19 protein-coding genes are annotated in these 23566 nt (G+C 32.6%); 14 read left to right on the top strand and 5 right to left on the bottom strand.

All coding sequences use genetic code 11. The features are described 5' to 3' along the window. Positions 1-20: 20 nt before the first annotated feature. Complete coding sequence (gene hemY, locus CN692_RS01245; RefSeq protein ID WP_098117189.1) at positions 21-1442, top strand: protoporphyrinogen oxidase; 1422 nt, start codon at positions 21-23, stop codon at positions 1440-1442. 115 nt (positions 1443-1557) lie between these two features. Here hemY and yhfH read toward each other — a convergent pair whose 3' ends face one another. Then, a complete protein-coding gene (yhfH, locus tag CN692_RS01250) occupies positions 1558-1689 on the bottom strand; it encodes a protein YhfH (protein ID WP_098117190.1) in 132 nt (43 codons plus the stop codon). A 183-nt stretch (positions 1690-1872) separates the two neighbouring features. Here yhfH and CN692_RS01255 point away from each other — a divergent pair, with 183 nt between their 5' ends. From CN692_RS01255 to addA, 13 genes are all read left to right on the top strand, one after another. Further along, positions 1873-2607: an MBL fold metallo-hydrolase gene (locus CN692_RS01255; RefSeq protein ID WP_098117191.1), complete on the top strand. Its 735-nt coding sequence runs from the start codon at positions 1873-1875 to the stop codon at positions 2605-2607. 10 nt (positions 2608-2617) lie between these two features. Next, positions 2618-3607, top strand: coding sequence for a lipoate--protein ligase (locus CN692_RS01260; RefSeq protein WP_098117192.1), 990 nt, complete (start codon positions 2618-2620; stop codon positions 3605-3607). Positions 3608-3756: 149 nt separating this feature from the next. Next, the gene (locus CN692_RS01265) at positions 3757-5289 is read left to right on the top strand and encodes a fatty acid--CoA ligase family protein (RefSeq protein ID WP_098117193.1); all 1533 of its coding nucleotides are present in this window, start codon (positions 3757-3759) and stop codon (positions 5287-5289) included. A gap of 197 nt (positions 5290-5486) precedes the next feature. After that, complete coding sequence (locus tag CN692_RS01270) at positions 5487-6248, top strand: hypothetical protein (RefSeq protein ID WP_098117194.1); 762 nt, start codon at positions 5487-5489, stop codon at positions 6246-6248. Next, positions 6232-6705, top strand: coding sequence for a toxin-antitoxin system TumE family protein (locus tag CN692_RS01275; protein WP_098117195.1), 474 nt, complete (start codon positions 6232-6234; stop codon positions 6703-6705). Before CN692_RS01270 ends, CN692_RS01275 begins: the two co-directional genes overlap by 17 nt. A 196-nt stretch (positions 6706-6901) precedes the next feature. Further along, positions 6902-8179: a M48 family metallopeptidase gene (locus CN692_RS01280; protein ID WP_098117196.1), complete on the top strand. Its 1278-nt coding sequence runs from the start codon at positions 6902-6904 to the stop codon at positions 8177-8179. Positions 8180-8493: 314 nt separating this feature from the next. Then, complete coding sequence (gene aceB / locus CN692_RS01285; protein ID WP_098117197.1) at positions 8494-10080, top strand: malate synthase A; 1587 nt, start codon at positions 8494-8496, stop codon at positions 10078-10080. A gap of 18 nt (positions 10081-10098) precedes the next feature. Then, complete coding sequence (gene aceA, locus CN692_RS01290) at positions 10099-11388, top strand: isocitrate lyase (RefSeq protein WP_098117198.1); 1290 nt, start codon at positions 10099-10101, stop codon at positions 11386-11388. Positions 11389-11659: 271 nt separating this feature from the next. Then, positions 11660-12238 carry a competence protein ComK gene (locus CN692_RS01295; RefSeq protein WP_179865557.1) on the top strand — a complete coding sequence of 193 codons (579 nt, stop codon included), beginning with the start codon at positions 11660-11662 and terminating at the stop codon, positions 12236-12238. 257 nt (positions 12239-12495) lie between these two features. Next, positions 12496-13137: a TVP38/TMEM64 family protein gene (locus CN692_RS01300; protein ID WP_098117200.1), complete on the top strand. Its 642-nt coding sequence runs from the start codon at positions 12496-12498 to the stop codon at positions 13135-13137. A 33-nt stretch (positions 13138-13170) separates the two neighbouring features. Beyond that, entirely contained in the window at positions 13171-13722 is a 552-nt protein-coding gene (gene lepB / locus CN692_RS01305) for a signal peptidase I (protein ID WP_098117201.1), read from the top strand. Between the two features lie 148 nt (positions 13723-13870). After that, positions 13871-17377, top strand: a complete 3507-nt coding sequence (gene addB / locus CN692_RS01310; RefSeq protein ID WP_098117202.1) for a helicase-exonuclease AddAB subunit AddB — start codon at positions 13871-13873, stop codon at positions 17375-17377. Beyond that, a complete protein-coding gene (gene addA / locus CN692_RS01315) occupies positions 17370-21110 on the top strand; it encodes a helicase-exonuclease AddAB subunit AddA (RefSeq protein WP_179874350.1) in 3741 nt (1246 codons plus the stop codon). The genes addB and addA overlap by 8 nt, the downstream gene beginning before the upstream one ends. A 758-nt stretch (positions 21111-21868) precedes the next feature. On the opposite strand, the gene CN692_RS01320 is transcribed toward addA, so the two are convergent. From CN692_RS01320 to gerPC, 4 genes are read right to left on the bottom strand one after another with little or no spacing between them, the layout of a single operon-like run. Further along, positions 21869-22084 (bottom strand): spore germination protein, encoded by a 216-nt coding sequence (locus CN692_RS01320; protein WP_098117204.1) that lies wholly within the window; start codon positions 22082-22084, stop codon positions 21869-21871. Between the two features lie 16 nt (positions 22085-22100). Beyond that, the gene (locus CN692_RS01325; RefSeq protein ID WP_098117205.1) at positions 22101-22754 is read right to left on the bottom strand and encodes a spore germination protein GerPE; all 654 of its coding nucleotides are present in this window, start codon (positions 22752-22754) and stop codon (positions 22101-22103) included. Further along, the gene (locus tag CN692_RS01330; protein WP_098117206.1) at positions 22754-22930 is read right to left on the bottom strand and encodes a spore gernimation protein GerPD; all 177 of its coding nucleotides are present in this window, start codon (positions 22928-22930) and stop codon (positions 22754-22756) included. Before CN692_RS01330 ends, CN692_RS01325 begins: the two co-directional genes overlap by 1 nt. Continuing rightward, a complete protein-coding gene (gerPC, locus tag CN692_RS01335; protein WP_098117207.1) occupies positions 22927-23538 on the bottom strand; it encodes a spore germination protein GerPC in 612 nt (203 codons plus the stop codon). The genes CN692_RS01330 and gerPC overlap by 4 nt, the downstream gene beginning before the upstream one ends. Positions 23539-23566: the final 28 nt, after the last annotated feature.

Consider the following 23566-nt stretch of genomic DNA (forward strand, 5'->3'; position numbering starts at 1 on the left):
TTGAAATAGGGGGTAAAGAAGTGAATAAGAAGGTCGTCATTATTGGTGGCGGTATTACTGGATTGACAGCTGCCTACTATTTAAAACAAGAAAAAATAAAAAATAACCTTCCGATTGATATTCAATTAATTGAAGGATCATCAAGGCTTGGCGGGAAAATCCAAACGATTAGAAAAGATGGATTTGTGATTGAGCGTGGACCTGACTCATTTTTGGCAAGGAAAAAGAGTGCGTATCGATTAGCTGAAAATTTAGGTATTCAAGATCAAATCGTTTTTAATTCTTCGGGAAAATCCTATGTTTTAGCCCATAATAAATTACATGGAATGCCAGAAGGTTCTAATATGGGGATTCCTACTCAAATTAAACCTTTTATATTTTCAGGTCTATTTTCACCCGCGGGAAAAATTCGTGCAGGTCTAGATTTTGTTTTACCTAAAACACATGTCCAAGGGGATATGTCATTAGGTAAATTTTTCAGAAGAAGACTTGGTAATGAAGTAGTTGAAAATTTAATTGAGCCATTATTATCAGGTATTTATTCTGGAGATATTGACCAAATGAGTTTGATGGCGACATTTCCTCAATTCTTCCAAATTGAACAAAAACATCAAAGTATTGTTCTAGGTATGAAAAAAGAAATGCCAATAAAAAAATCAAAAGGTCCTAGAAAAGGAATTTTCCAGACTGTAAGTACAGGGCTTCAAACAATCGTTGAACGAATTGAAGAAGAGTTAGGTAAAGAGGAAGTTTTAAAGGGTGTACAAGTTGTTAATATAAATAAAATTGGAAAAAAATATGAGATTACACTAAGCAATAATGAGAAGATCGAATCAGATTCAATTATCGTTACTGTACCTCATCGTTTCATTCCACAACTATTTAACGATAAACCTGTATTTGAGCCTTTCAAAAAAGTACCTTCTACTTCAGTTGCGAATGTTGCACTTGCATTTCCGGAGCATGCAATTAAGAAGGATATTAATGGTACAGGCTTCGTTGTTTCACGAAACAACGACTATAATATAACAGCATGTACTTGGACTCATAAAAAATGGGCACATGCCTGTCCAAAGGGTAAGGTCCTTTTACGTTGTTATGTTGGCCGTCCATACAATAAGGAAATAGTCGATAAAACAGATGAAGAACTTGTTGAAATTGTTTTAGAAGATTTAAGAAAAACGATGGATATAACTGAAAAACCTGAATTTTATATTGTTTCAAGATGGAAAGATGCGATGCCTCAATATACGATTAATCATAAAGAGCGCACGAAAAATATGGAACAATATTTACAAAAGGAAATGCCAGGAGTATCAGTGATTGGCTGCTCATTTTATGGTTCAGGTTTACCAGATTGCATAGATCAAGGTGAAAAAGCAGTTTCAGATACGATTGAGTTCTTATTCTCTAAAGAAAAACAATCTGTTCCAAGTTATTAAAGAATAGAGCAACCGTAAAGTAGATTGATACTTTTGAGGTTGCTCTTTTTATTTTGACGCTATACTATAACAGTTTTGTGTTATAAGAATTTAGTGAAACAATAAGGCCTCTAAATCAAAAACTATCTTTTAAGCATTTTGAGCAAGTATTACTGTAGCAATCATGTTGTTCTTCAATCGTCGAATTACATTGTTTACAAAGTTTCTTTGGTAATTGTTTAAAAAATTCGGACATTTTTACAAGCATGCTACCATCTCCTTTGATTAATTAACTTATTAGTATTGTATTACTACAACTTATTTTATGTCAATCTGTATTAGTACAATTTTTAAAAAATAATCTAAATGCCTATTTTCAGTTAAACAGTAAGGACGACTTATAAATTTGAATTTTCATAGAAATAATAAGTAGAAAGGAGCGTGTTTTTTTATGAAAGTAACCGTAATCGGTTATTGGGGCGGCTATCCAGGTAAAAGTGAAGCAACATCATGTTATTTATTTAAATCTAAAAATTTTAATCTATTGGTTGATTGTGGTTCAGGCGCGTTAGCTGCTTTACAAAATTACATTGATCCTAATAGCTTAAATGCTGTAATCCTTTCACATTATCATCATGATCATATTGCGGATATAGGAGTACTACAATACTACAAGCTTGTAAACGCTGATAAGCTTAAGTTTGCTTTACCTATATATGGTCATAACTTTAATCAAGAAAAATTTAATTCATTAACATATAAAGAGGCAACAAAAGGGTATGAATATAAACCAAATGAGGCCCTAGATCTAGGTCCATTTACAATACGTTTTCTTAAGACTGTTCATCCAGTTGATTGTTTCGCATTCCGAATTGAAACTGCAAATCATTCGGTCGTATATACTGCAGATTCAAGCTTTACGGAAGAGTTCATGCCATTCTCTTCCAATGCGGATTTACTTATAAGTGACTGTAATATGTTTGAACACCAAGATGGAGCTAAAGTGGGACATATGAGCAGTAAAGATGCTGCGACGATAGCGAATGAAGCAAATGTAAAAGAATTACTTTTATCTCATCTTCCTCATAAGGGAAATACAAAAGATTTAATCATTGAAGCAGAGAAGTATTATAATGGAATTGTTCATTTAGCTTATACAGGATTTGAATGGAAATCAAAAGGATAGGAGAATACACATGTTATTTTTAGATAATAGAGGAATTACGGATCCAACATTAAATTTAGCGATAGAAGAATATGCGCTAAAAAATCTAGATCCTGAAAATACATATTTTTTATTTTATATTAACGAACCATCAATCATTATTGGTAAAAATCAAAATACTGCCGAGGAAATTAATGCGGCCTATGTAAATGATCATAACATCCATGTTGTACGAAGATTATCTGGTGGCGGAGCGGTATATCACGATTTAGGGAATCTAAATTTTAGTTTTATTACAAAGGATGATGGTGATAGCTTTCATAATTTTAGAAAGTTTACTGAGCCAGTAATCGATGCACTAAAAGAACTTGGTGTGAATGCCGAGCTTAGTGGCAGAAATGATATTTTAGCTGAAGGTAGAAAAATCTCTGGTAACGCACAATTTTCTACTAAAGGTAGAATGTTTAGTCACGGTACATTGTTGTTTAATAGTAATATTGATGAAGTTGTAAATGCATTAAATGTAAAACTAGAAAAAATCCAATCCAAAGGGATTAAATCTGTTAGAAGTAGAGTTGCAAACATTAAGGAATTTTTAAAAGAAGATATTACGATTCTAGAATTTAAAGAATTAATATTACAATCAATTTTTAAAGAACACGGCAAAATAGAACGTTACGAATGGACAGATGAGGATATTAAGAATATTAAAGAGCTTGCTGAGAGTCGATATCGCAATTGGGATTGGAATTTTGGGAAATCTCCTAAATGTAATATTCAACAAAATAAGAGATTTGCAGCTGGATCAATTGATATTCGTTTAGATGTAAACAAAGGAAGTATTGAAAATGTTAAAATTTACGGTGACTTCTTTGGAGTTGGAGATGTATCTGATATAGAACAGCTTCTTATAGGTAGTAAATTTGATAAACAAGAGATTGAAAATAAGCTAAATGAAGTTAATTTTACACATTATTTTGGTAACGTCTCTAAAGAAGAATTTATGAGTTTATTATTTTAAAAAAAGAGTAGGAAACTACTCTTTTTTTGTTTGGTGTAGCAAATCAAAGACTAAAAAGTGCTAGTATTCTCACTTGTCAGAATTGTTTTCTAGCAATATAATATATTTAGAATATTTTAAATTTTTATATTTAAAGGGGGTAGTTTTTCTTGAATTTAGTTGAAACACTGTCACAATCAGCTTTAAAGAATCCTGAACACTCTGCCGTTATCTTTGAAGGACAAACTCTATCATATTCAACACTAGATACTTACATTACGAAATTTGCGAGTGGTCTCTCAAAACTAGGAATTGAAAAAGGAGATAAAGTAGCTTTAGTTGTTGGTAATTCTCCTCATTTTATTATAGCGCTATATGGTGCCTTAAAGGTTGGAGCGGCTGTTATACCAGTTAATCCTCTTTATTCGCCAGATGAATTAGTATACATATTAACAAACGGCGACGCAAAAGCAGTAATCACCTTAGACTTATTTCTTCCACTAGTAGAAAAAGCTTCACCGATTCTTCCAAACATCGAACACTTCATTATTTGTGAAACAAAGCAAGAAAATCCGTATGAATTTAAAAACAATAAATTGAAATCGTTTACAAATGTAGTTGACCTTGGAGATGTAAATTTCAAAGGGCCTGAATTAGAAGAAGATGATTTAGCAGTTATCTTATATACTTCTGGTACAACAGGAAAACCAAAGGGAGCTATGTTAACGCATAAGAACTTATATTCGAATGCAATGGATGCAGGCCATTTTTTAAGCTTTTCGAGTTCTGAAAAAGTAATAGCAACTTTACCTGCTTTTCATGTATTCTGTCTAACTGTAGCTTTAAATGCGCCTTTAATGTACGGAGCTACTGTTATTTTAGTGCCTAAGTTTAGTCCAAAAGAAATATTTGATATCATTCGTTCTTATAAGGCAACAGTATTTGCCGGTGTACCAACAATGTATAATTTCCTATATCAATTCCCTGAAGGAAATACAGAGGACTTTGAGTCTATTCGATTATGCATTTCGGGAGGTTCCTCATTGCCAGTTGCACTATTAGAAAATTTTGAGAAGAAATTTAATGTTATGATCTCAGAAGGTTATGGATTATCAGAAGCTTCACCTGTTACTACATTTAACCCATTAGATCGTCCGAGAAAAGCAGGATCAATTGGAACAAATATTAGCAATGTAGAAAATAAAGTTGTTAATGCACTTGGTGAAGAAGTTGTAGTTGGCGAAGTAGGTGAATTAATCGTCCGAGGACCAAATGTTATGAAAGGTTATTATAATATGCCAGAGGAAACGGCAATGACGATTCGTGACGGCTGGCTATATACTGGTGACCTAGCAAGAATAGATGAGGATGGCTATTTCTATATAGTCGATCGCAAAAAAGAACTGATTATTGTAGGTGGCTATAATGTGTATCCGCGTGAAGTTGAAGAAGTAATTTACAACCATCCTGATGTTGTTGAATGTGCTGTAATTGGATTACCAGACGATAATTTCGGCGAAAGTGTAAAAGCATATGTCGTTTCTAAAAACCCATCATTAAGTGTAGAAACACTGGCAGAATATTGCAATGCACATCTTGCAAAATATAAAGTACCAAGATCAATCGAGTTTATTTCTGAGCTACCAAAAAATGCAACAGGTAAAATACTTAGACGAGCATTAAAGGATTCTGTTATTCAATAGGGAACAGTAATAAAAGTACAACCGAATATGGTTGTACTTTTTGGTGAGAAATTAATTACAAACAGAGTGTATTTAATTTATCAAATTATCTGGAGGTATAATTTCTTTTATCTAAAATAATAATAGGTATTGGGTTTTAGTTAGTTTTTGTTAATTGCAGTTAGTTGCAGTTATTGATAGAATGGAGGTAAGAGGTGATGAAAATGCCATTAACTAATCACGATAAAAAGGTTTTTCAAGAGTCTGCTTTAGAGTTACAAGAAATGGATTTTAAAGAATGGGCATCAAAAAGTTTTTCCAATAAGGATTTTCGAAGTGCATTTTTTAAAATGATGAATAATATTGTCGAGTTAAATCAAACCTCATCTAACCACCGTTATAGTTCAGCTGTATCAGTAGAAAATAAAAAGATGCTTGCTGAATTATTACTTTTAGCCTTCGATTCCGTCGAGAAGCCACAAAGAAAATTTACTGAAAATCCTCTAGTTGCAAAAAGAATACCAAAAGAAATGCAAGGATATTCGACTGGTCAGATTGCAAAATTTTTATATGTAAGCATTACAACAATTAATAACTGGGTAAAAGAAGGAAAGTTTTTTATTGAACAAGCGGCTGGTCAAGTTATTAACGTTGAGCGTTCTAATATTAATGAAAAATTACGTTTCCATCCAAACACTTTGTTCGAGGCTCCAACTGGAGTTCGCTTAAAATTAAAAGATATTGCTGAAGCATATTATGCAGATAAGAAAGAACATGAAATACTTGAAAGAGAATTCTCGGTTAATACAGAAGAAGAACAAATCAGACTATATAACGATTACTTTATAAATAAATACCACGGTACATTTGAAGAAGTATTTGGTCATAAAAAATGGGACGAATTAACTCCAGAAGAAGATACAGATAAATCAATGTGGTCTTTCTTCTTAAATAGAGCAAAAAATGAAGAAAATAATTGAGATTGAAAGAACTAAATTTCACTTAATTGAATTATATTATAAAGATATAATTCGAGAAATTCAAAATATCCCAACTGCTGATATCCCAAAACACTATGGTCCCAACGTGTATTGTCAGGCAAAAAGGATAAAGTTTACGTTTGAATCATACATTCCTGATCTAAAATGTATAGAATACATAGATAAAAAATCTGATAAAATAGTAGCTTATTTCTATGATTGGGAAAATAGTGCTGGAGCAATTATGAAATTTCACAACCATTATCATCATGATGAAGCACCAGAGGAAGTGAAGGAGTTTGATCCATTCCACTTACATATCGGGAAAGATCAATTTGATAAACTTGCAAAAGCTCGTAAAAAAGATGAAGAATTCATGTGTCTACAAAAAGTATTAGATTTTATTAAGCTCCATGTGTATGCGAAAATAAGAGAAAAACATTTAAATCCAAAATGAAATCTGTTTGAACATAAACTACGAAACGATTCGTGGTTTTATTTTTTAGACTTTAAAATTCGGTAATGTAATTTTAAAAATTTATGTAATGGAGTTAACTTTTTTGAGTCTAACAGAAAAAAGTATTTAAAAATATAATAGGTTGAAGTTCTAAAAAATTGGACAAAGTTGATAATATAGAGTGGGGGGAGATTTTATGAAAAAAGCTACGAAAACGAAGTTGACCAAATACATTTGTCTAGGTTATCTCGTCTATATCATTTTAATCCTGTTATACTTTTATGTATTTACAAGTCCTGACCTACCTTCAAAATATAAAGGCACTTTTGTAGATCCACATACGTTTATGAATCATAAAGAAGCTAATTTAAGTTCTAGTTATAGCACATTAAAAAATGTTCTTTACTTTATTAGCTTACCGATTGATTGGATTGTTTTATCACTTTTATTATTAAGTGGAGCGATTGAAAGATTAGGTGAATCGTTAGCTAAGTTGACTAGATTTAAGTTTATCCAAGTCTTTTTATATTATTTCTTTGTCTCAGTCATTACATATATTGTTACATTTCCAATTGACTTATATCGATTTAAGTTATCAACTAAATATGGATTGTCTGTTCAAACATTTAATGCGTATATGAAAGATGAAATGATTAGTTTTTGGATAAATTTTGGAATGATGTTTTTTGTGCTGTATGTGCTGTATTTATTAATCAAAAAACAACCAAAGAAATGGTGGCTAACGGCGTGGCTATTAAGTATTCCTTTTACAATATTTTTAACGTTTATTCAGCCGGTCGTCATCGATCCATTATATAATGATTTTTATCCATTGAAAGATAAAAACTTAGAAAAGAAAATTATTACATTAGCTAAAGAGGCGAATATTCCTGCACATCGGGTTTATGAAGTAAATATGTCGACTAAGACCACGACTTATAATGCCTACGTTACAGGTATAGGTAAAAATGCAAGAATTGTTTTATGGGATACAACTCTAAAGGGGTTAACTGAGGATGAGATTATGTTCATCATGGCTCATGAAATGTCTCATTACGTACACAAAGATATCTATAAATCAATGTTTGGCTTGCTAGCCGGAAGCTTAGTTGGTCTGTATATCATTCACTTATTAATGAAGTATGTTCTATCAAAAAGTAGGAGCAGTAACCAGGCTGAAAAAATGGCAGTTGTCTTAACACTATTTTTAATCATTAGTGGAGTTGTAGAATTTATTTCTGACCCGGTTTCAAATACTTTTTCTAGAAGTGCGGAGAAAAGAGCGGATTTATATGCTGTTAAGTTAACACATGATCCTGAAGCAGGGATTATTGCTTTTCAAAAATTATCAAAAAACAGTCTTTCCCAGGTAAATCCTCCATTTCTTGTGAAGTTATTTAGATATGATCATCCGACTATGTTAGAAAGAATGCAGTATTTAGAGGCAGCTGAGAAAAGAAATGGTAACAAATAAATAAAAATTCCTTTTGAATTTTTAGCTTGTAGGCATGTCACATGTCTACAAGCTTTTTTTGTGCGCGGAGAATTCATCTTAAAAAAGAATAATAGCATGAAAATCATCTGTATCTCTCAGTTCAGTAAAATTTATATAGTAAAAAATTCGATCAAAAAGTAAGAAAATTAACTGAAATTTTTCTATTTATTTAGAGTATAACTGTCGAAAAATCTTTTGGAAAAATTTTCAGAAATTAATATCCATTTTGAATACTCTGTTATATAATAACGTAAGTATATAAAAACTGTTATATAACTGAATGGAGGGATCGTATGACAACTGAGCTTTCGAAAATTAAGGTTCTAGGTAATCATGTAGAGGGTTCAACTGACATTCTTACGACCGAAGCTTTAAATTTTTTAGAACAATTACATCTGAAATTTGATCAACGTAGACAAGAGCTGTTATTAAACAGAAAAGAAAGAATGCGCTTTTTACAAAATGGAGGTAAGCTTCAATTTTTGGAGGAAACAAAACATATTCGTGAAAGTGAATGGACAATTGCGCCTATTCCAACGGATTTACAAGATCGAAGAGTAGAGATAACGGGACCGGTTGATCGGAAAATGATAATTAATGCATTGAATTCAGATGCGTTCGTTTTCATGGCTGATTTTGAGGATGCAACTTCTCCAACTTGGGAAAATATTATTTCAGGTCAGGTCAATTTAAGAGATGCTGTGAATCGAACGATTTCACTTCATTCAAAAGGAAAAACCTATCAATTAAAAGAGAAGCCAGCTGTACTATTAGTCCGCCCAAGAGGCTGGCATTTAGAAGAAAAACATATCACTGTAAATGGTGAAAATATGTCTGGTAGCTTAGTAGATTTTGGACTTTATTTTTTTCATAATGCAAAACAGGCATTAAAAAACGGCTCAGGTCCTTATTTTTATTTGCCTAAAATGGAAAGTTATTTGGAAGCAAGATTATGGAATGATGTTTTTGTATTTGCTCAAAACGAATTGAATATTCCAAATGGAACGATTAAAGCAACTGTACTAATCGAAACAATTGCTGCTTCATTTGAAATGGATGAAATTCTGTATGAGTTAAAAGATCATTCGGCAGGATTTAATTGTGGAAGATGGGATTATATTTTTAGTTTTATAAAAATGATGCGTTACGATCAATCAATTATTCTTCCAGATCGTTCCGTTGTGACGATGGAAGTACCTTTTATGCGCTCATATTCTCATAAAGTAATCCAAACATGTCATCGTAGAAATGCTCCGGCAATTGGAGGAATGGCTGCTCAAATTCCAATTAAGGGTGATAAGGAACGGAATGATGCTGCGTTTGAAAAGGTAAGAAAAGATAAAGAGCGAGAAGCAATAGATGGTCACGATGGTACTTGGGTGGCTCATCCTGGTTTAGTAGCTGTTGCACTTGAACAATTTAATCAATTTATGCCTACACCAAACCAGATTCATAGAAAACGCGAGGATGTATATGTAACTGAAGCAGATCTTTTAGAGATTCCTAGTGGAGTCATTACAGAACAAGGTCTTAGAACGAATATAACAGTTGCGATCCAATACATTGAGGCATGGTTAAGTGGACGAGGAGCTGTACCACTTTACAATTTAATGGAGGATGCTGCAACTGCTGAAATTTCGCGTGCGCAAATTTGGCAATGGGTACGTCATGAAAAGGGTATTTTAGAGGACGGTACAAACATTACTCTACAATTAGTTGATTCATTAAAAAACGAAGAAATGATGAAGCTTCAACTACAAATCGGTAAAGAAGTATTTGAAGCAAAGCAATTTAAAAAAGCAATTGAATTATTTGATGACTTAATTAGCAACGATGAATTTGCAGATTTTCTAACTTTAAAAGGATATAACTTTTTATAAAATTAGGAGGTAATGAATATGACGAAAAATCGTGAGAAACGTATTGCTGAATTACAAGAAAGCTGGGAACTTGATTCTAGGTGGAATGGTATTACAAGGACTTATACAGCTGAGGATGTTATTAAATTAAGAGGATCAATTGATATTGAACAAACATTAGCTAAAAAAGGTGCAGAAAAATTATGGAAGCTTTTAAACGAAGAGAGCTATGTTAATGCATTGGGAGCATTAACTGGAAATCAAGCAATTCAACAAGTAAAAGCAGGTTTGAAGGCAATCTATTTAAGTGGATGGCAAGTAGCTGCAGATGCAAATCTTTCTGGTCAAATGTATCCAGATCAAAGCTTATATCCAGCAAATTCTGTACCAGCTGTTGTAAAAAGAATAAATCAGGCTTTCCAACGTGCAGATCAAATTCAATATGTTGAAGGTGGAGAGGAAGTAGATTACTTCGCACCGATTATGGCAGATGCAGAGGCAGGCTTCGGTGGCCAATTAAATGTATTTGAACTAATGAAAAGCATGATTGAAGCGGGAGCGGCTGGAGTACATTTTGAAGATCAATTGTCGTCTGAGAAAAAATGCGGTCATTTAGGCGGAAAAGTATTATTACCTACTCAAACTGCAGTCCGTAACTTAATCTCTGCTCGATTAGCAGCGGATGTAATGGGAGTTCCTACTCTAATTGTTGCACGAACTGATGCTGATGCAGCAGATTTAATTACAAGTGATATTGACCCAGTTGATCAGCAATTTATCACAGGGGAAAGAACACCAGAAGGATTTTATCGTACAAAGGCAGGGTTAGACCAAGCAATTGCTCGTGGTCTTGCTTATGCACCGTATGCAGATTTAGTTTGGTGTGAAACATCAGAGCCAAATTTAGAAGATGCAAAACGATTTGCAGATGCAATACATGCAAAATTCCCTGGTAAATTACTTGCATATAACTGTTCTCCTTCATTTAACTGGAAGAAGAAATTAGATGACGAAACAATCGAGACATTCCAACAGCAAATTGCTGCAATGGGTTACAAATTCCAATTCGTTACACTGGCTGGTTTCCATGCATTAAACTTTGGAATGTTTGAATTAGCTAGAAATTATAAAGTGCGTGGAATGGGAGCATATTCAGAGCTTCAACAAGCTGAATTTGCAAGTGAGCAACATGGCTACACTGCGACAAGACATCAACGCGAAGTAGGAACAGGTTATTTTGATCAAGTAGCTCAAGTTATTACTGGAGGAACTTCTTCAACTACAGCTCTTAAAGGTTCTACAGAAGAACAACAATTTTCATCTAATTAATGAAAGTAACCACTTTTTCTACTAGAAGAGAAAGTGGTTTTTTTATGGCTATTATCCTAAAATTTAGTAAACATTGACACTTTTGTTAAACTATTTAAATATTGATTTTGCTATTAATAATTTATGATATTATTTTTCTAACATCTATGTTTGCTACTATACTTCGTGTTAAAAAATTTTTTATTGGTGTTGTTAAATATAGAGAATGGTATTTTTAATACTTTTCGACATTTAACAGAACTCAAAACTAATAACAGAAGGAGTTGTAATGATGAATAATTCGAAAGGAAAAGTCAAGGTACTAAACGAGTATGAAATCAACAAATCAACAATGGCAATCATACCTGAGTTTACGGTGGATTTAGTAGTGATTTCAAAGGTATTGGAATCAAATGATAATTTTTATGTACTAATGAAGCCGATTGAAATTATTGAGAGAAGCTGCGCTTATTTTGGAAGCAGTTATCGCGGCAGGCGTGAAGGCACAAAACAAATGATATCCATTACTCACAAACCACCAATTGCAATCAGCTCAATGAATCAAATTTTCTTTTTCCCCACTTCATCTTCTTTAAAAGTAGAATGTTCTTGGATCTCCTACAATCACGTTTCAAACTTCAAAGGCGGTAAATATAATCGATCAATTGTTGAATTTTTTAATGGTGTTGAACTCCCACTAGATATATCCCGCGGTTCATTTGAAAATCAATTATATCGAACTGCCCATTTAAGAGCTATTTATGAGGATCGACTCAATCAAGAGAATGCTGCACAACAAAGAAATTATAGATTAGTTCCTGATAAAGAAATTACTTCTTATATAAAAGGAGCAACGGTACACGAAAAATAAAGAGGAAGTTTAAAATTTGACTACTTTTACATTTAGTAAAGTAGTTTTTTTAGTGTATTTATCGATCATTTATTAGAATTTAATTAAGGATTATTAGGAATAAATTAGTAAAAAAGTACTTCAAATAAAAAGAGGCAATTTATGACAAAAAATAGTAGTTAGAATCATTTATTATTATTGAATAAATAGTTATATGTGATAATGTTAACAGTAAGGATATCAATATAGAAATACGGCTTAAGGAGATTCATATTTAGATGAACGTTTTTGACATAAAGGCTTTTTTTACAGAGGAACATTTTTTACATCTTATTCAACAATACAAAGATTATGGTCCATTAGTTGGGATATCCATGCCATTTCTTGAAGCATTATGCCCAATTTTACCTTTGGTCGTTTTTATATTTGCTAATGCTGCGGCATTTGGACCTTTATTAGGATTTTTATATTCTTGGATTGGTTCTTGCTTAGGTTCCATTTTATTATTTTATGCTGTGAGGAAATTTGGTCAGAAACGATTTTTTTCATTTTTAAGTAAGCATAATAAAGTAGAATCATCAATTGGATGGATTGAAAAAAGAGGATTTGGTCCAATTTTTATCATGTTTGCTTTTCCGTTCTCTCCATCTTTTTTAATAAATATTGTAGCGGGTTTGTCCCGTATTAAAATTTCCCAGTTTTTAATCGCATTAGTACTTGGAAAGTTTACAATGATTGCTGTGATTAGCTATTTAGGGAAAGATTTAACTTCTGTGTTTCAAAATCCAATTAAAGCATTATATATAGGAATCTTTATTTTTATATTGTGGATTGTTGGAAAAGTGATTGAGAAACGTATGGACATCAAAGAAAAAACAACAGAGAAAAAGGGTACACCTCAATCATCTGATGAGCAATAAAGCATTATTACTCAAAAGGGAGAGAGTTTGTTTATGCTAAGAAAAGAAGTATTTGATTGGGGAAAAGCAATCTTTATCGGAATCGCAATTGCTTTTATTGTTCGAACTTTTCTATTTTCTACTTATGTAGTTGATGGAGAGTCTATGATGCCAACTTTAAAGAATGGAAATTTACTAGTAATAAATAAATTTGGATATGAATTAAGTGATATAAAAAGATTTGATGTAATAGTCTTTCATGCAAATAAACAAGAGGATTATGTTAAACGAGTTATTGGTTTACCCGGAGATTCAATCGAATATAAGGATGATCAACTTTATATTAACGATAAAAAATGGAGTGAACCATTTTTAAATGATTACAAAAGTACTCTAAAGGGAACACCTTTTACTGGTGACTTTAATTTAAACGAAATTACGGGTAAAGCTAAAGTTCCATCTGGTTATGTGTTTGTAGAAGGAGACAATCGACCAAAAAGTTATGATAGTCGTTTGTTTGGATTTGTAAAAATTGATAAAATTGTAGGGAAGGTCGATTTACTATATTGGCCGCTTTCAAACTTGAATACGAATTTTAACAAGTAAGCTCCTTATAGGGGCTTTTATTATTAGGGGCAGAAAAGACAGGAAGAGCACGTAAAACGAAAAAAGCAGGGAAAATTGGTGGCAAGGTCTTTAGGACTTTACCTACGTACCAAAATTACTATGAGCCTGCTTCAAAGGAGTGGATTTAATGTCGTTTCAATTTATTTTAGGACGTGCAGGCAGTGGAAAAACACATTATATTTTAAATGAAATTACAGATAGATTAAAACAAGAAACAAAAAATATCATATTTATTGTACCTGACCAAATGACATTTCAGATGGAATATGAATTAGTCAGAAGGCAAGAGAAGAAGGCTATTATTAATTCACAAGTTTTTAGTTTTACAAGACTAGCTTGGAAGGTTTTACAGGAAACTGGTGGAATTAGTCGGATTCATATCGGAGAAATTGGTATTTCAATGATTCTTCGAAAGATTATTGAGGAAAAGAAAGAGGAATTAAAGGTATTTCATCACGTCGCTGATCGACAAGGGTTCTACAAGGAATTAACTTCTCTTATTTCTGAGTTTAAAGGATTCCAAGTTTCTTCAGATGAATTATCTTCAGTGATTTTGCAAATGGAACAAAATTCCTCAAAAGATCATCTCTTTATTCAACAAAAGATAAATGATATTCAAATTGTATTTGATGCTTTTAATACATATATGAAAGATAAATATCTTGATTCGGAAGACTATTTAAATTTATTAATTCAAGAGCTACCTAAAAGTGAGTATATAAAAAATAGCATTATTTATATTGATGGTTATTATGATTTAGCGCCACAAGAGCGTAATGTTGTAGAGGAGTTAATGAAATATTGTAGTGAAGTTAAGTTCTCATTAACGATTGACCGTCCATACGATGATTTATTACCGCATGAATTAAATTTATTTCACAAGCCTGCAATTTTATATCAACAAATTAAGGAGATTGCTTTAAACACGAAGCAATCTATTGACGAGTCAATAATTTGCCACGAAAATTTAAGGAATATATCGAATGGCTTGAGCTATTTTGAAAAGAATTTTGATAGTAGACCAGTAAGGCCTTCTTTTGAGTCAGAGGGGATTAAAATTATTTCGGCATCAAATCGTAGATCAGAGATTCACGCGATTGCAAAAGATATACTTCATAAAGTACGAGATAAAGGCTATCGATATCGTGATATGGCGATTTTTTTGAGAAACAGTGAGACTTATTCACATTTAATCTCTACTATTTTTCATGCTTATCAAATACCGATTTTTATAGAAGAAAAGCGTTCCATGTTAACTCATCCATTGTTTACATTTTTACAGGCTACTTTTGATATCATTCAAAAAAATTGGCGATATGAATCAGTTTTTAATGCATATAAGACAGAATTAGTTTACCCGTTTGAAAGCAATAGCGATAAAAATCGTGAGCAGCTAGAGTTATTTGAAAACTATTGCATTGCATATGGAAAACAAGGGAAAAGGTGGACGATTGATGAGCCGTGGAAGTATCGTAAATATCGTTCTACTGATGGAATCGAAAAAGGGGTAACAAATGAAGAACTAGAATTTGAGGCTTTAATAAATTCAGTAAGAAATTTATTAGTGGGGCCAGTTCGATCATTTCAAAGCAATTTAAAAAATGCAAAAAATGTAAGAGAAATGTGTGTAGCATTATACGAATTTGTTGAATCACTAGATATTTCTAGAAAACTTCAACGCTTAAAAGATGAAGCTGAAAATCGATCAAATTTAATCGAAAGTAAAGATCACGAACAAGTATGGAAAGGATTTATTAATCTTTTAGATGAGTGTGTCGAATTAATTGGAACGGAGAAACTGTCACGTAAAACTTTTTTTGAAATTCTTCAAACTGGTTTTCAATCGCTTCAATTTGCTAACGTACCTGCTTCATTAGATCAAGTAAATATTGCTAATTTTGATCATTCACGATTACAAAATGTAAAGTGCGCATACATCATTGGTGTAAATGAAGGGATTATCCCAAGGAAAGCTAATGAGGATGGATTGTTAGGTGATACTGCAAGAGAGTATTTACAATCATTCGGCGTTGAGGTTGCGCCAACTAGTAAGCATCAATTGTTCGTAGAAAATTTTAATATATATACTGGGATTAATCGGGCAAGTCATGAGTTAATATTCAGTTATCCTTTGGCAAGTGATGACGGAAAAGGACTTGCGCCTTCAAGTCTAATTCAAAGGATTAAATCGATATTCCCAAATGTCCAGCAAAGCTTTGAAAGTGGAGATTTATTATTTAGTTCAGTAGAAGAACAGCTTTCATTTATTACGAATAATGGGACTGCGCTATCGAGTTTAGTTACCCAGCTTCAAGCTTGGTCAACTCAAGAGACTGAGTCTAATATGGATTTATGGTGGATGCTATATAACTTTTTACGCGAAGATTCAGATTCTAAAGATAAACTATATAAAGTTATTAGTAGTGTAATGTATAACAATATTGCAAAAGACCTTGGAGAAGAGTTAAGTACAGAATTATATGGGGAAGAATTAAGTGGTTCGGTATCAAGAATTGAGCTTTTCCATCAATGTGCTTATGCTCATTTTGCACGATACGGATTAAAGCTACAAGAACGTGAAATTTATAAATTTGAATCATTCGATATGGGACAACTTTTCCATAGTGCTTTAACAATAATTGGAGAAAATCTATTGCAGGCAGGAAAAAGTTGGAGTAATTTAACGAATGCAGAGTGTGATGAATTAGCAGCGAGAGTAGTAGATGAAATATCACCTAAGTTTCAACGTGAAATTTTACTAAGCACAAACCGATATATGTTCTTAAAGAAAAAAATGAAAGACGTAATTTCAAAAGTATCATCAATCTTAAGTCAACAAGAGCATGCAGGTAAATTTATTCCAGTTGCTTTAGAAGTTCCATTTGGTATTGGTAAACAATTAAATTCATATGAACTACCTATTGATGGAAAGAAAAGAATGGTATTAAATGGTCGAATTGACCGGATTGATAAAGCGTCGAGTGAAAAAGGCGAATATTTACGAATTTTGGACTATAAATCAACTAAAAAGGAATTAAAATTATCTGATGTTTATTATGGTCTGGCATTACAATTACTAACTTATTTAGATATAGCTGTAGCGAATTCAACTTCATTACTGGGTAAACCTGCAGACCCTGCTGGAATACTTTATTTCCATGTTCAAAATCCAATTGTAAAAATTAAAAATGAAATTGAGTTCGATGAAATTCAGGACGAAATCTTTAAGAAGTTTAAAATGAATGGATTACTGTTGGAAGATCGTGAAAGTAATTCGTTAATGGATGAAGCTTTAATTGAAGATGGGGGTTCTTCGAAAATCGTACCAATTAAGCTTAAAAAAAATGGAGAGTACATTGCAAAATATTCTAAAACAGTAAAGCCTGAACAATATCCAATGATGACGAACTATATAAAGCAAAAATTTACTGAAGCTGGTCAGCAAATCTATAACGGATTCGTTGAAGCGAACCCATACCAACAAAAGGATAAAATCCCATGTACATATTGCTCATATCAATCAGTATGTCAATTTGATGCAAATGTAAAAGGGAATGAGTATCGTATTTTACCTCCTTTAGAAGATGGTGAAGCAATACAAAAAATGATCGAGGCGGTGAAGCATGATGAGTAAGGAAGAAAATAATGCCAGTAAAACAAAATGGACGGTCGACCAGCAAAAGGCGATAGATCTCGAAGGATCAGACATTCTAGTTGCCGCTGCCGCTGGTTCCGGAAAGACTGCTGTTCTTGTTGAGCGAATCATTCAAAAGATTATTCGTGAAGAAAATCCGATTAATGTTGATGAATTACTTGTCGTTACCTTTACTAAAGCAAGTGCCCAGGAAATGAAAGAAAGAATTGGAGTCGCATTAGAGAAGCAACTTGTAAATAATCCTGAATCGGATCATTTACGAAAACAAGCTTCTTTGTTAAATAAAGCATCAATCTCAACAATCCATTCTTTTTGTACGGAAGTCATTCGATCAAATTACTATATGGTTGAGTTAGATCCGAATTTCCGTACAGCAGAAGAAGTAGAGATACAACTACTGATGGATGAAGTGTTAGAAGAATTAATGGAAGCAGAGTACAGTGATGATTCTAATTTAGTCTTCTTTGATTTAGTTAATCGTTATACAAGCGATCGCGATGATAATGATTTACCAAAATTAATTTTAAAGCTGTATCGTCATGCAATTTCTAATCCAAATCCAAGCGAGTTTTTAAATACGTTCATTCATCAATATGACGTAAAGGATAAATTAGTTGACGATATTCCTTTTATTCAAGAACTAAAGAGATTTATTCAAGAAGACATCATTGCTTGTATAAACGCTTATAAACAAGCTTTAAATTTAATTGAAAGTCCCGATGGTCCAATAAAGTATTTCGATGTATTTAAAGAAGAATTTAGCAATTTAGAGTGTTTATATCATGTTTCAGAAAAAACATGGGAAGAAATCAATATCGGTCTACAAAAAATAGCGTTTACTCGTCTGCCTATTATTAAAAAGACAGAAGGGGATCAACAGAAAAAAGAATTAGCAGCTAATTTCCGTAAAGATGTTAAAAAGAAAATTGATGATTTGAAAGAAAAGTATTTTAGTCGAAACATTAATCATCAGTTAAAACAAATAATTGAATTAAAGCCTCTAGTTGAAAAATTAATCGGGCTTGTTAATAACTTTATCGTGCTATTTAAACAAGCAAAGTTAGAAAATGGTATTTTAGATTTCAATGATTTAGAGCATTATGCACTTGAAATTTTAAAGGAAAAAGAAGAAACAGATCAATTGTTGCCTTCTTCGGTTGCTAGGGTTTATCAAGAAAAATTTAGTGAAGTATTAGTCGATGAATACCAAGATACGAATTATGTTCAAGAATCGATTTTAAGATTAATTACAAAAGGTACAGGCTCGGATGGAAATCTATTTATGGTTGGCGATGTTAAACAATCAATCTATCGTTTTCGTTTAGCAGAACCACAGTTATTTATCGATAAATATAATCTATATGAAAAAGAGTTAAATGATCGAACAGGTTTGAGGATTGATTTATCTAAAAACTTTAGAAGTAGAGCGGAAGTATTAGATGCAACCAATTTTATCTTTCAACAAATCATGGGAAGAGAAATTGGTGGAATTGAATATGATGAAGATGCTATGTTGAAGCTAGGGGCTAGCTATCCAGAATACTCTGAATGCACTTCAGAATTGATTTTATTAACAAACTCTGCTGAAGAAGATGACGTTCCTGAAATTAGCGAACAAGAAGATGATGAACTTGTTGAAGAAAAACTGGAACAAATTGAAGCTAGATACGTTGCAAGGAGAATCAAGGACTTAATTGAAAGTGAATATTTGGTTACCGAAAAAACTGGAGAAATGAGACCAGTTAAATACAGTGATATCGCGATATTAGGACGTTCATTATCGAATGCGGATTTATATATTGAGGAATGTAAAGCTCTTGGAATCCCTTTATATGCTGAAAAATCGAAGGACTTATTTCAAACAATTGAAGTAGCTGTGTTCTTAAATCTATTAAAGCTAATCGATAATACGATTCAAGATATCCCACTTGCATCTGTCCTACGCTCTCCAATTGTAGGGCTAACAGAACCAGAATTAACGGTGATCAGACTTGACCATAAAAAGGGTTCTTTTTATGAGGCATGTCAAGCGTATACAAATAATTTTGAAAATCGTCATAAGCAATTATCAATTAAATTAGCAAATTTCTTTCAACAAATAAAGGAATGGAAGCGACTTGTAAAAAGAGAAACACTTTCAATCTTTATCTGGAAGGTATTAAATGAGTCGACTTATTATGACTTTGTCGGAGGTTTACCTGGAGGGAAACAAAGACAGGCAAATTTAATCACAATATTTGATCGCGCAAAAGCGTTAGAAGAATCGAACTATAGAAGTCTATTCCAATTTTTAAGATTTTTAGATCGTATGCAGGAAAGAGACGAAAAACTAGATGAAGTTCGTATAGTAAGTGATCAAGAAAATATCGTACAGATGATGACAATCCATAAAAGTAAAGGCCTAGAGTTTCCTGTCGTGTTTGTTGTGAATACATCTAAGCAATTTAATATGCAAGATTTAAATGCAAAATTTATATTACAAAAAGAGCTAGGATTAGGAATGAATTATGTTCATCCGACGTATCGCACTACAAATTCAACGCTATTAAAGGAAACAATCAAGCGTAAGGAACAACGAGAATTAATATCTGAGGAGTTACGTATTCTTTATGTTGCATTAACCCGTGCAAGGGAAAAACTAATACTTGTAGGTAAGGTGAAGGACGCACAAAAAATAATCGAAAGCTGGAAAGAAATTGAAAATCATAAAGAGTGGCTTTTACCATTAAATATAATTAGTGGTGCAAAAAACTATCTTGATTGGATTGGACCATCGATCATTCGTCATGATTCTAGTAGCGCAATTAGACTTCAGGATGATCTATGGCAAACCAAAAATGAAATTCAGTTTTATCCATGTCGTTGGAATTATTCGATTGTTGATGCTTCTACTATTCAACTAACGGAAACCGAAGAAGTAGAAAATAATAAAACTGAAATATTTCAAGCTTTTCAGCTAAAAGAGCCAATCAATATCAAAAATGACGAGCTTTATGAAGAAATTGAAAATCAATTAAATTGGCAATATAGTCATAATCAAGCAACGCTATATCGACCAAAGCAATCTGTAACAGAATTAAAAAGAAAAATGCAAGAAGAAGAGCCGTATCATCAAAGTTTTACAGGATCTACATCAAAAGGCTTTCCTCTTGAGCGACCAAAATTTATCTCAGAACAAAAGATGAACCAGGCTGAAAAAGGAACTGCGACCCATGCTGTAATGCAAAATTTAGATTATCAATTTATTTCTTCTCATGAAGAAATTATGAATCAAATTAGTAGTATGGTTTTGAAAGAACTAATTACACATGAACAAGGAGAAGCCGTCAATAGCATGGAAATCTTTGATTTCTGTCAATCAGAACTTGGTCAATTAGTGAAAAACGCTCATCAAAAGTTACGTGAAGTACCTTTTAGTTATGGTGTTTCAACAAATGAAATTTATAAAGATTGGCAAGATGAAGAAGAAGTGGTATTAATTCAAGGGATTATTGATTTACTTTTAATCGATGGTGAAGAAGCGATCCTAATTGATTATAAAACAGATCGAACTGAAGCATTTACCACTGATGAAGCATTGAAAAAAGAAGCAATAAAAAGATACGGTATTCAACTTGATCTTTATTCAAAAGCAATCGAAGCTGGAATGGATAAAAAGGTTAAAGCGAAATATCTATACTTTTTCGATGGCGGTCATATTGTAGAATTATAGAAAAAAGCGATGCTAGTTTGCATCGCTTTTTTTATCGTGGTGAAATAAAAATTAGATAATATTGAAAGATAAATTAAGATACTCATGGAAAGTACGTGCGATCGTAGAATACCGTAAATATGAAAATTAAATACTCAAGTTTGGATCATGGTATGCAAATAAACATGAAGCTGGTCATAACACACTCGTAAAGGGTTCACAGAGGGGGGAGAGAATACTTAACTCATAAAGGGTCCATGAGTTAAAAAAAGAGAGTGGTAAAGAGAATTCTTAACTCAAGAGGTGTTCATGAGTTAAAAAAAGAGAGTGAATAGGAGAATACTTAACTCATAAGAGGTTCATGAGTTAAAAAAAGAGAGTGAATAGGAGAATTCTTAACTCATAGGGTGTTCATGAGTTAAAAAAAGAGAGTGGTTGAGAGAATTCTTAACTCATAAGGGGTCTATGAGTTAAAAAAAGAGAGGGTTTGAGAGAATTCTTAACTCATAAGGGGTCCATGAGTTAAAAAAAGAGAGTGAATAGGAGAATTCTTAACTCATAAGGTGTTCATGAGTTAAAAAAAGAGAGGGTTTGAGAGAATACTTAACTCAAAAGGGGTCCATGAGTTAAAAAAAGAGAGAGTTTGAGAGAATTCTTAACTCAAAAGGGGTTCATGAGTTAAAAAAAGAGAGCTAAAGAGAATTCTTAACTCAAAAGAGGTCATTTCAACACAATGAAAAAGCGATGCTAATTCGCATCGCCTTTTATCGAAGAAGACATTATAAAGTTGCTACTTCATTTTGATCGACTAAATCAGCATCTAAAGTATTAGTGGCACTTGCACCGCTAATTGTTGCTGGTATAAATCCAGTATTACCTGAACCCGAGCCGAAATATGATTTTGTTTGTGTTTTTGGTGAGATATTATTAAGATCTCCCGTATTTATATTCCCTTCATTGCTATTGATAACAATTGCACCAAGAAATGTTGGCATAAAGTATTCTCCTTTCTTAATCTGTTAGTGTTGAATCTGTTGGATCAGTTGATCGTCCTGCTACTGCAGGAACTGCAGGTACGGTTGGTACTGCTACGTGTACCGGAACTACAGGTGCTACAGGTATTACAGCGTGTGCTGTTACTACTGGTGAAACTGGTGTTGTTGGTTGAACAAGAACATCTGATTGAAATGGTTGCATTTGTTGTGTCATTAGTGGTTGGAAAAGTTGAGAAAATGTAGGTTGAGCATGATGTTGGCCAGGAGTTTGATAATGTATAGTAGGTGCCGATGTAAAATGCCGTATTTGATGAACACGGGCTAACATTGTAGCGTTATGAACTGAACCAACAACGGAAGCGCTGGAGGAGCTTATACCATTATAATTAATTGAACCAACCTGTATAGTAGGGTTAAGATTTACTCGATTTAATTTTACATTAGGAACATATGGAAGATGTTTTGGAATTACTTTAAAAATAGGATAAATTTCAAAAATATCTTTGTTTGGATCAGCTAATATGTTTCCCTCTTCTTGTAGTGCGAGAGCATTTGACTCTGCGTTTATAGAAAATACATCCCCAAACTGTAAAACACTTGAAAATAGAACTGTATTTACATCATACGTTTCTACAGCGGCTAGACGAAATCTTGGATCAATATTAAACATTAGCTTACAGATAAAGGTACAAATGGCCCTACAATTAACGATTCTGGTGGCGTGTCAAATATAGAAGATAGTGAAATATTATGAGCATCTCCAATCAAAAATAATGAAGATGAAGATATGGCTGTAAACTTAATATCTTCTACTTGTAAATTGCAATTTGTTACATTTAAAATCATCCTTTATTCTCCTTTCCAATATTATGTGGTAAGTTTTGAAGAAAAGCACTGTATGCTGTTCGGATATCTCTTAACATGTGTAATACGACCTCTTCGGAATAACGAAGCGGATTATCATTGAATTCAGGTTTATTTTTATATAAGTCGATATAATAAGGAATTCGAATATCCATTTGATTTCGAATATCATCGATCATCATTTGACGATAATAATCATCTACTGCAACTCTTAGTTCGGATTCTAATTGAAGAATTGTTTCTAATGCTTCTTCCTTCAAATGGAAATGAATTCGGTCTGCAATATATGATTTTAATGCTTTTATATTGTTGTCTGGTTTAATATCTATTTGTTGGTTCTCCACTGTTAAATCATCGAATGTTGGAGCTTGAAGTGGATTCAGTCCAATTGTTAATGTACCATTTAAATTCTCTACTTTTAACTGGTCGAATTTATATTCAATTTTATCAATTTTTGTCTCAGGTCTTTGAGAAAGTTCAACAACAGTGGCTTCAAGTTGAGCGATTCTACTTTTTAATTGTTCAATCATTTGAGACTGTTCATATAGTAGTTGCTCAATCTGAGTCTGCCTTAATTCTAGTTGATTCATAGAATTCCCTCGCTTTCAATTTGCTACA

The sequence above is a fragment of the Bacillus sp. AFS002410 genome (assembly GCF_002556365.1).
In the GTDB taxonomy this organism is placed as follows: domain Bacteria; phylum Bacillota; class Bacilli; order Bacillales; family Bacillaceae_G; genus Gottfriedia.

Excerpts from the sequence above, each read along its gene's own strand:
- yhfH (WP_098117190.1), bottom strand. The coding sequence starts at position 1,689 with ATGCTTGTAAAAATGTCCGAATTTTTTAAACAATTACCAAAGAAACTT.
- CN692_RS01255 (WP_098117191.1), top strand. The coding sequence starts at position 1,873 with ATGAAAGTAACCGTAATCGGTTATTGGGGCGGCTATCCAGGTAAAAGT.
- CN692_RS01260 (WP_098117192.1), top strand. The coding sequence starts at position 2,618 with ATGTTATTTTTAGATAATAGAGGAATTACGGATCCAACATTAAATTTA.
- CN692_RS01270 (WP_098117194.1), top strand. The coding sequence starts at position 5,487 with ATGAAAATGCCATTAACTAATCACGATAAAAAGGTTTTTCAAGAGTCT.
- CN692_RS01275 (WP_098117195.1), top strand. The coding sequence starts at position 6,232 with ATGAAGAAAATAATTGAGATTGAAAGAACTAAATTTCACTTAATTGAA.
- CN692_RS01280 (WP_098117196.1), top strand. The coding sequence starts at position 6,902 with ATGAAAAAAGCTACGAAAACGAAGTTGACCAAATACATTTGTCTAGGT.
- aceB (WP_098117197.1), top strand. The coding sequence starts at position 8,494 with ATGACAACTGAGCTTTCGAAAATTAAGGTTCTAGGTAATCATGTAGAG.
- aceA (WP_098117198.1), top strand. The coding sequence starts at position 10,099 with ATGACGAAAAATCGTGAGAAACGTATTGCTGAATTACAAGAAAGCTGG.
- CN692_RS01295 (WP_179865557.1), top strand. The coding sequence starts at position 11,660 with ATGAATAATTCGAAAGGAAAAGTCAAGGTACTAAACGAGTATGAAATC.
- CN692_RS01300 (WP_098117200.1), top strand. The coding sequence starts at position 12,496 with ATGAACGTTTTTGACATAAAGGCTTTTTTTACAGAGGAACATTTTTTA.
- lepB (WP_098117201.1), top strand. The coding sequence starts at position 13,171 with ATGCTAAGAAAAGAAGTATTTGATTGGGGAAAAGCAATCTTTATCGGA.
- addB (WP_098117202.1), top strand. The coding sequence starts at position 13,871 with ATGTCGTTTCAATTTATTTTAGGACGTGCAGGCAGTGGAAAAACACAT.
- addA (WP_179874350.1), top strand. The coding sequence starts at position 17,370 with ATGAGTAAGGAAGAAAATAATGCCAGTAAAACAAAATGGACGGTCGAC.
- CN692_RS01320 (WP_098117204.1), bottom strand. The coding sequence starts at position 22,084 with ATGCCAACATTTCTTGGTGCAATTGTTATCAATAGCAATGAAGGGAAT.
- CN692_RS01325 (WP_098117205.1), bottom strand. The coding sequence starts at position 22,754 with ATGTTTAATATTGATCCAAGATTTCGTCTAGCCGCTGTAGAAACGTAT.
- CN692_RS01330 (WP_098117206.1), bottom strand. The coding sequence starts at position 22,930 with ATGATTTTAAATGTAACAAATTGCAATTTACAAGTAGAAGATATTAAG.
- gerPC (WP_098117207.1), bottom strand. The coding sequence starts at position 23,538 with ATGAATCAACTAGAATTAAGGCAGACTCAGATTGAGCAACTACTATAT.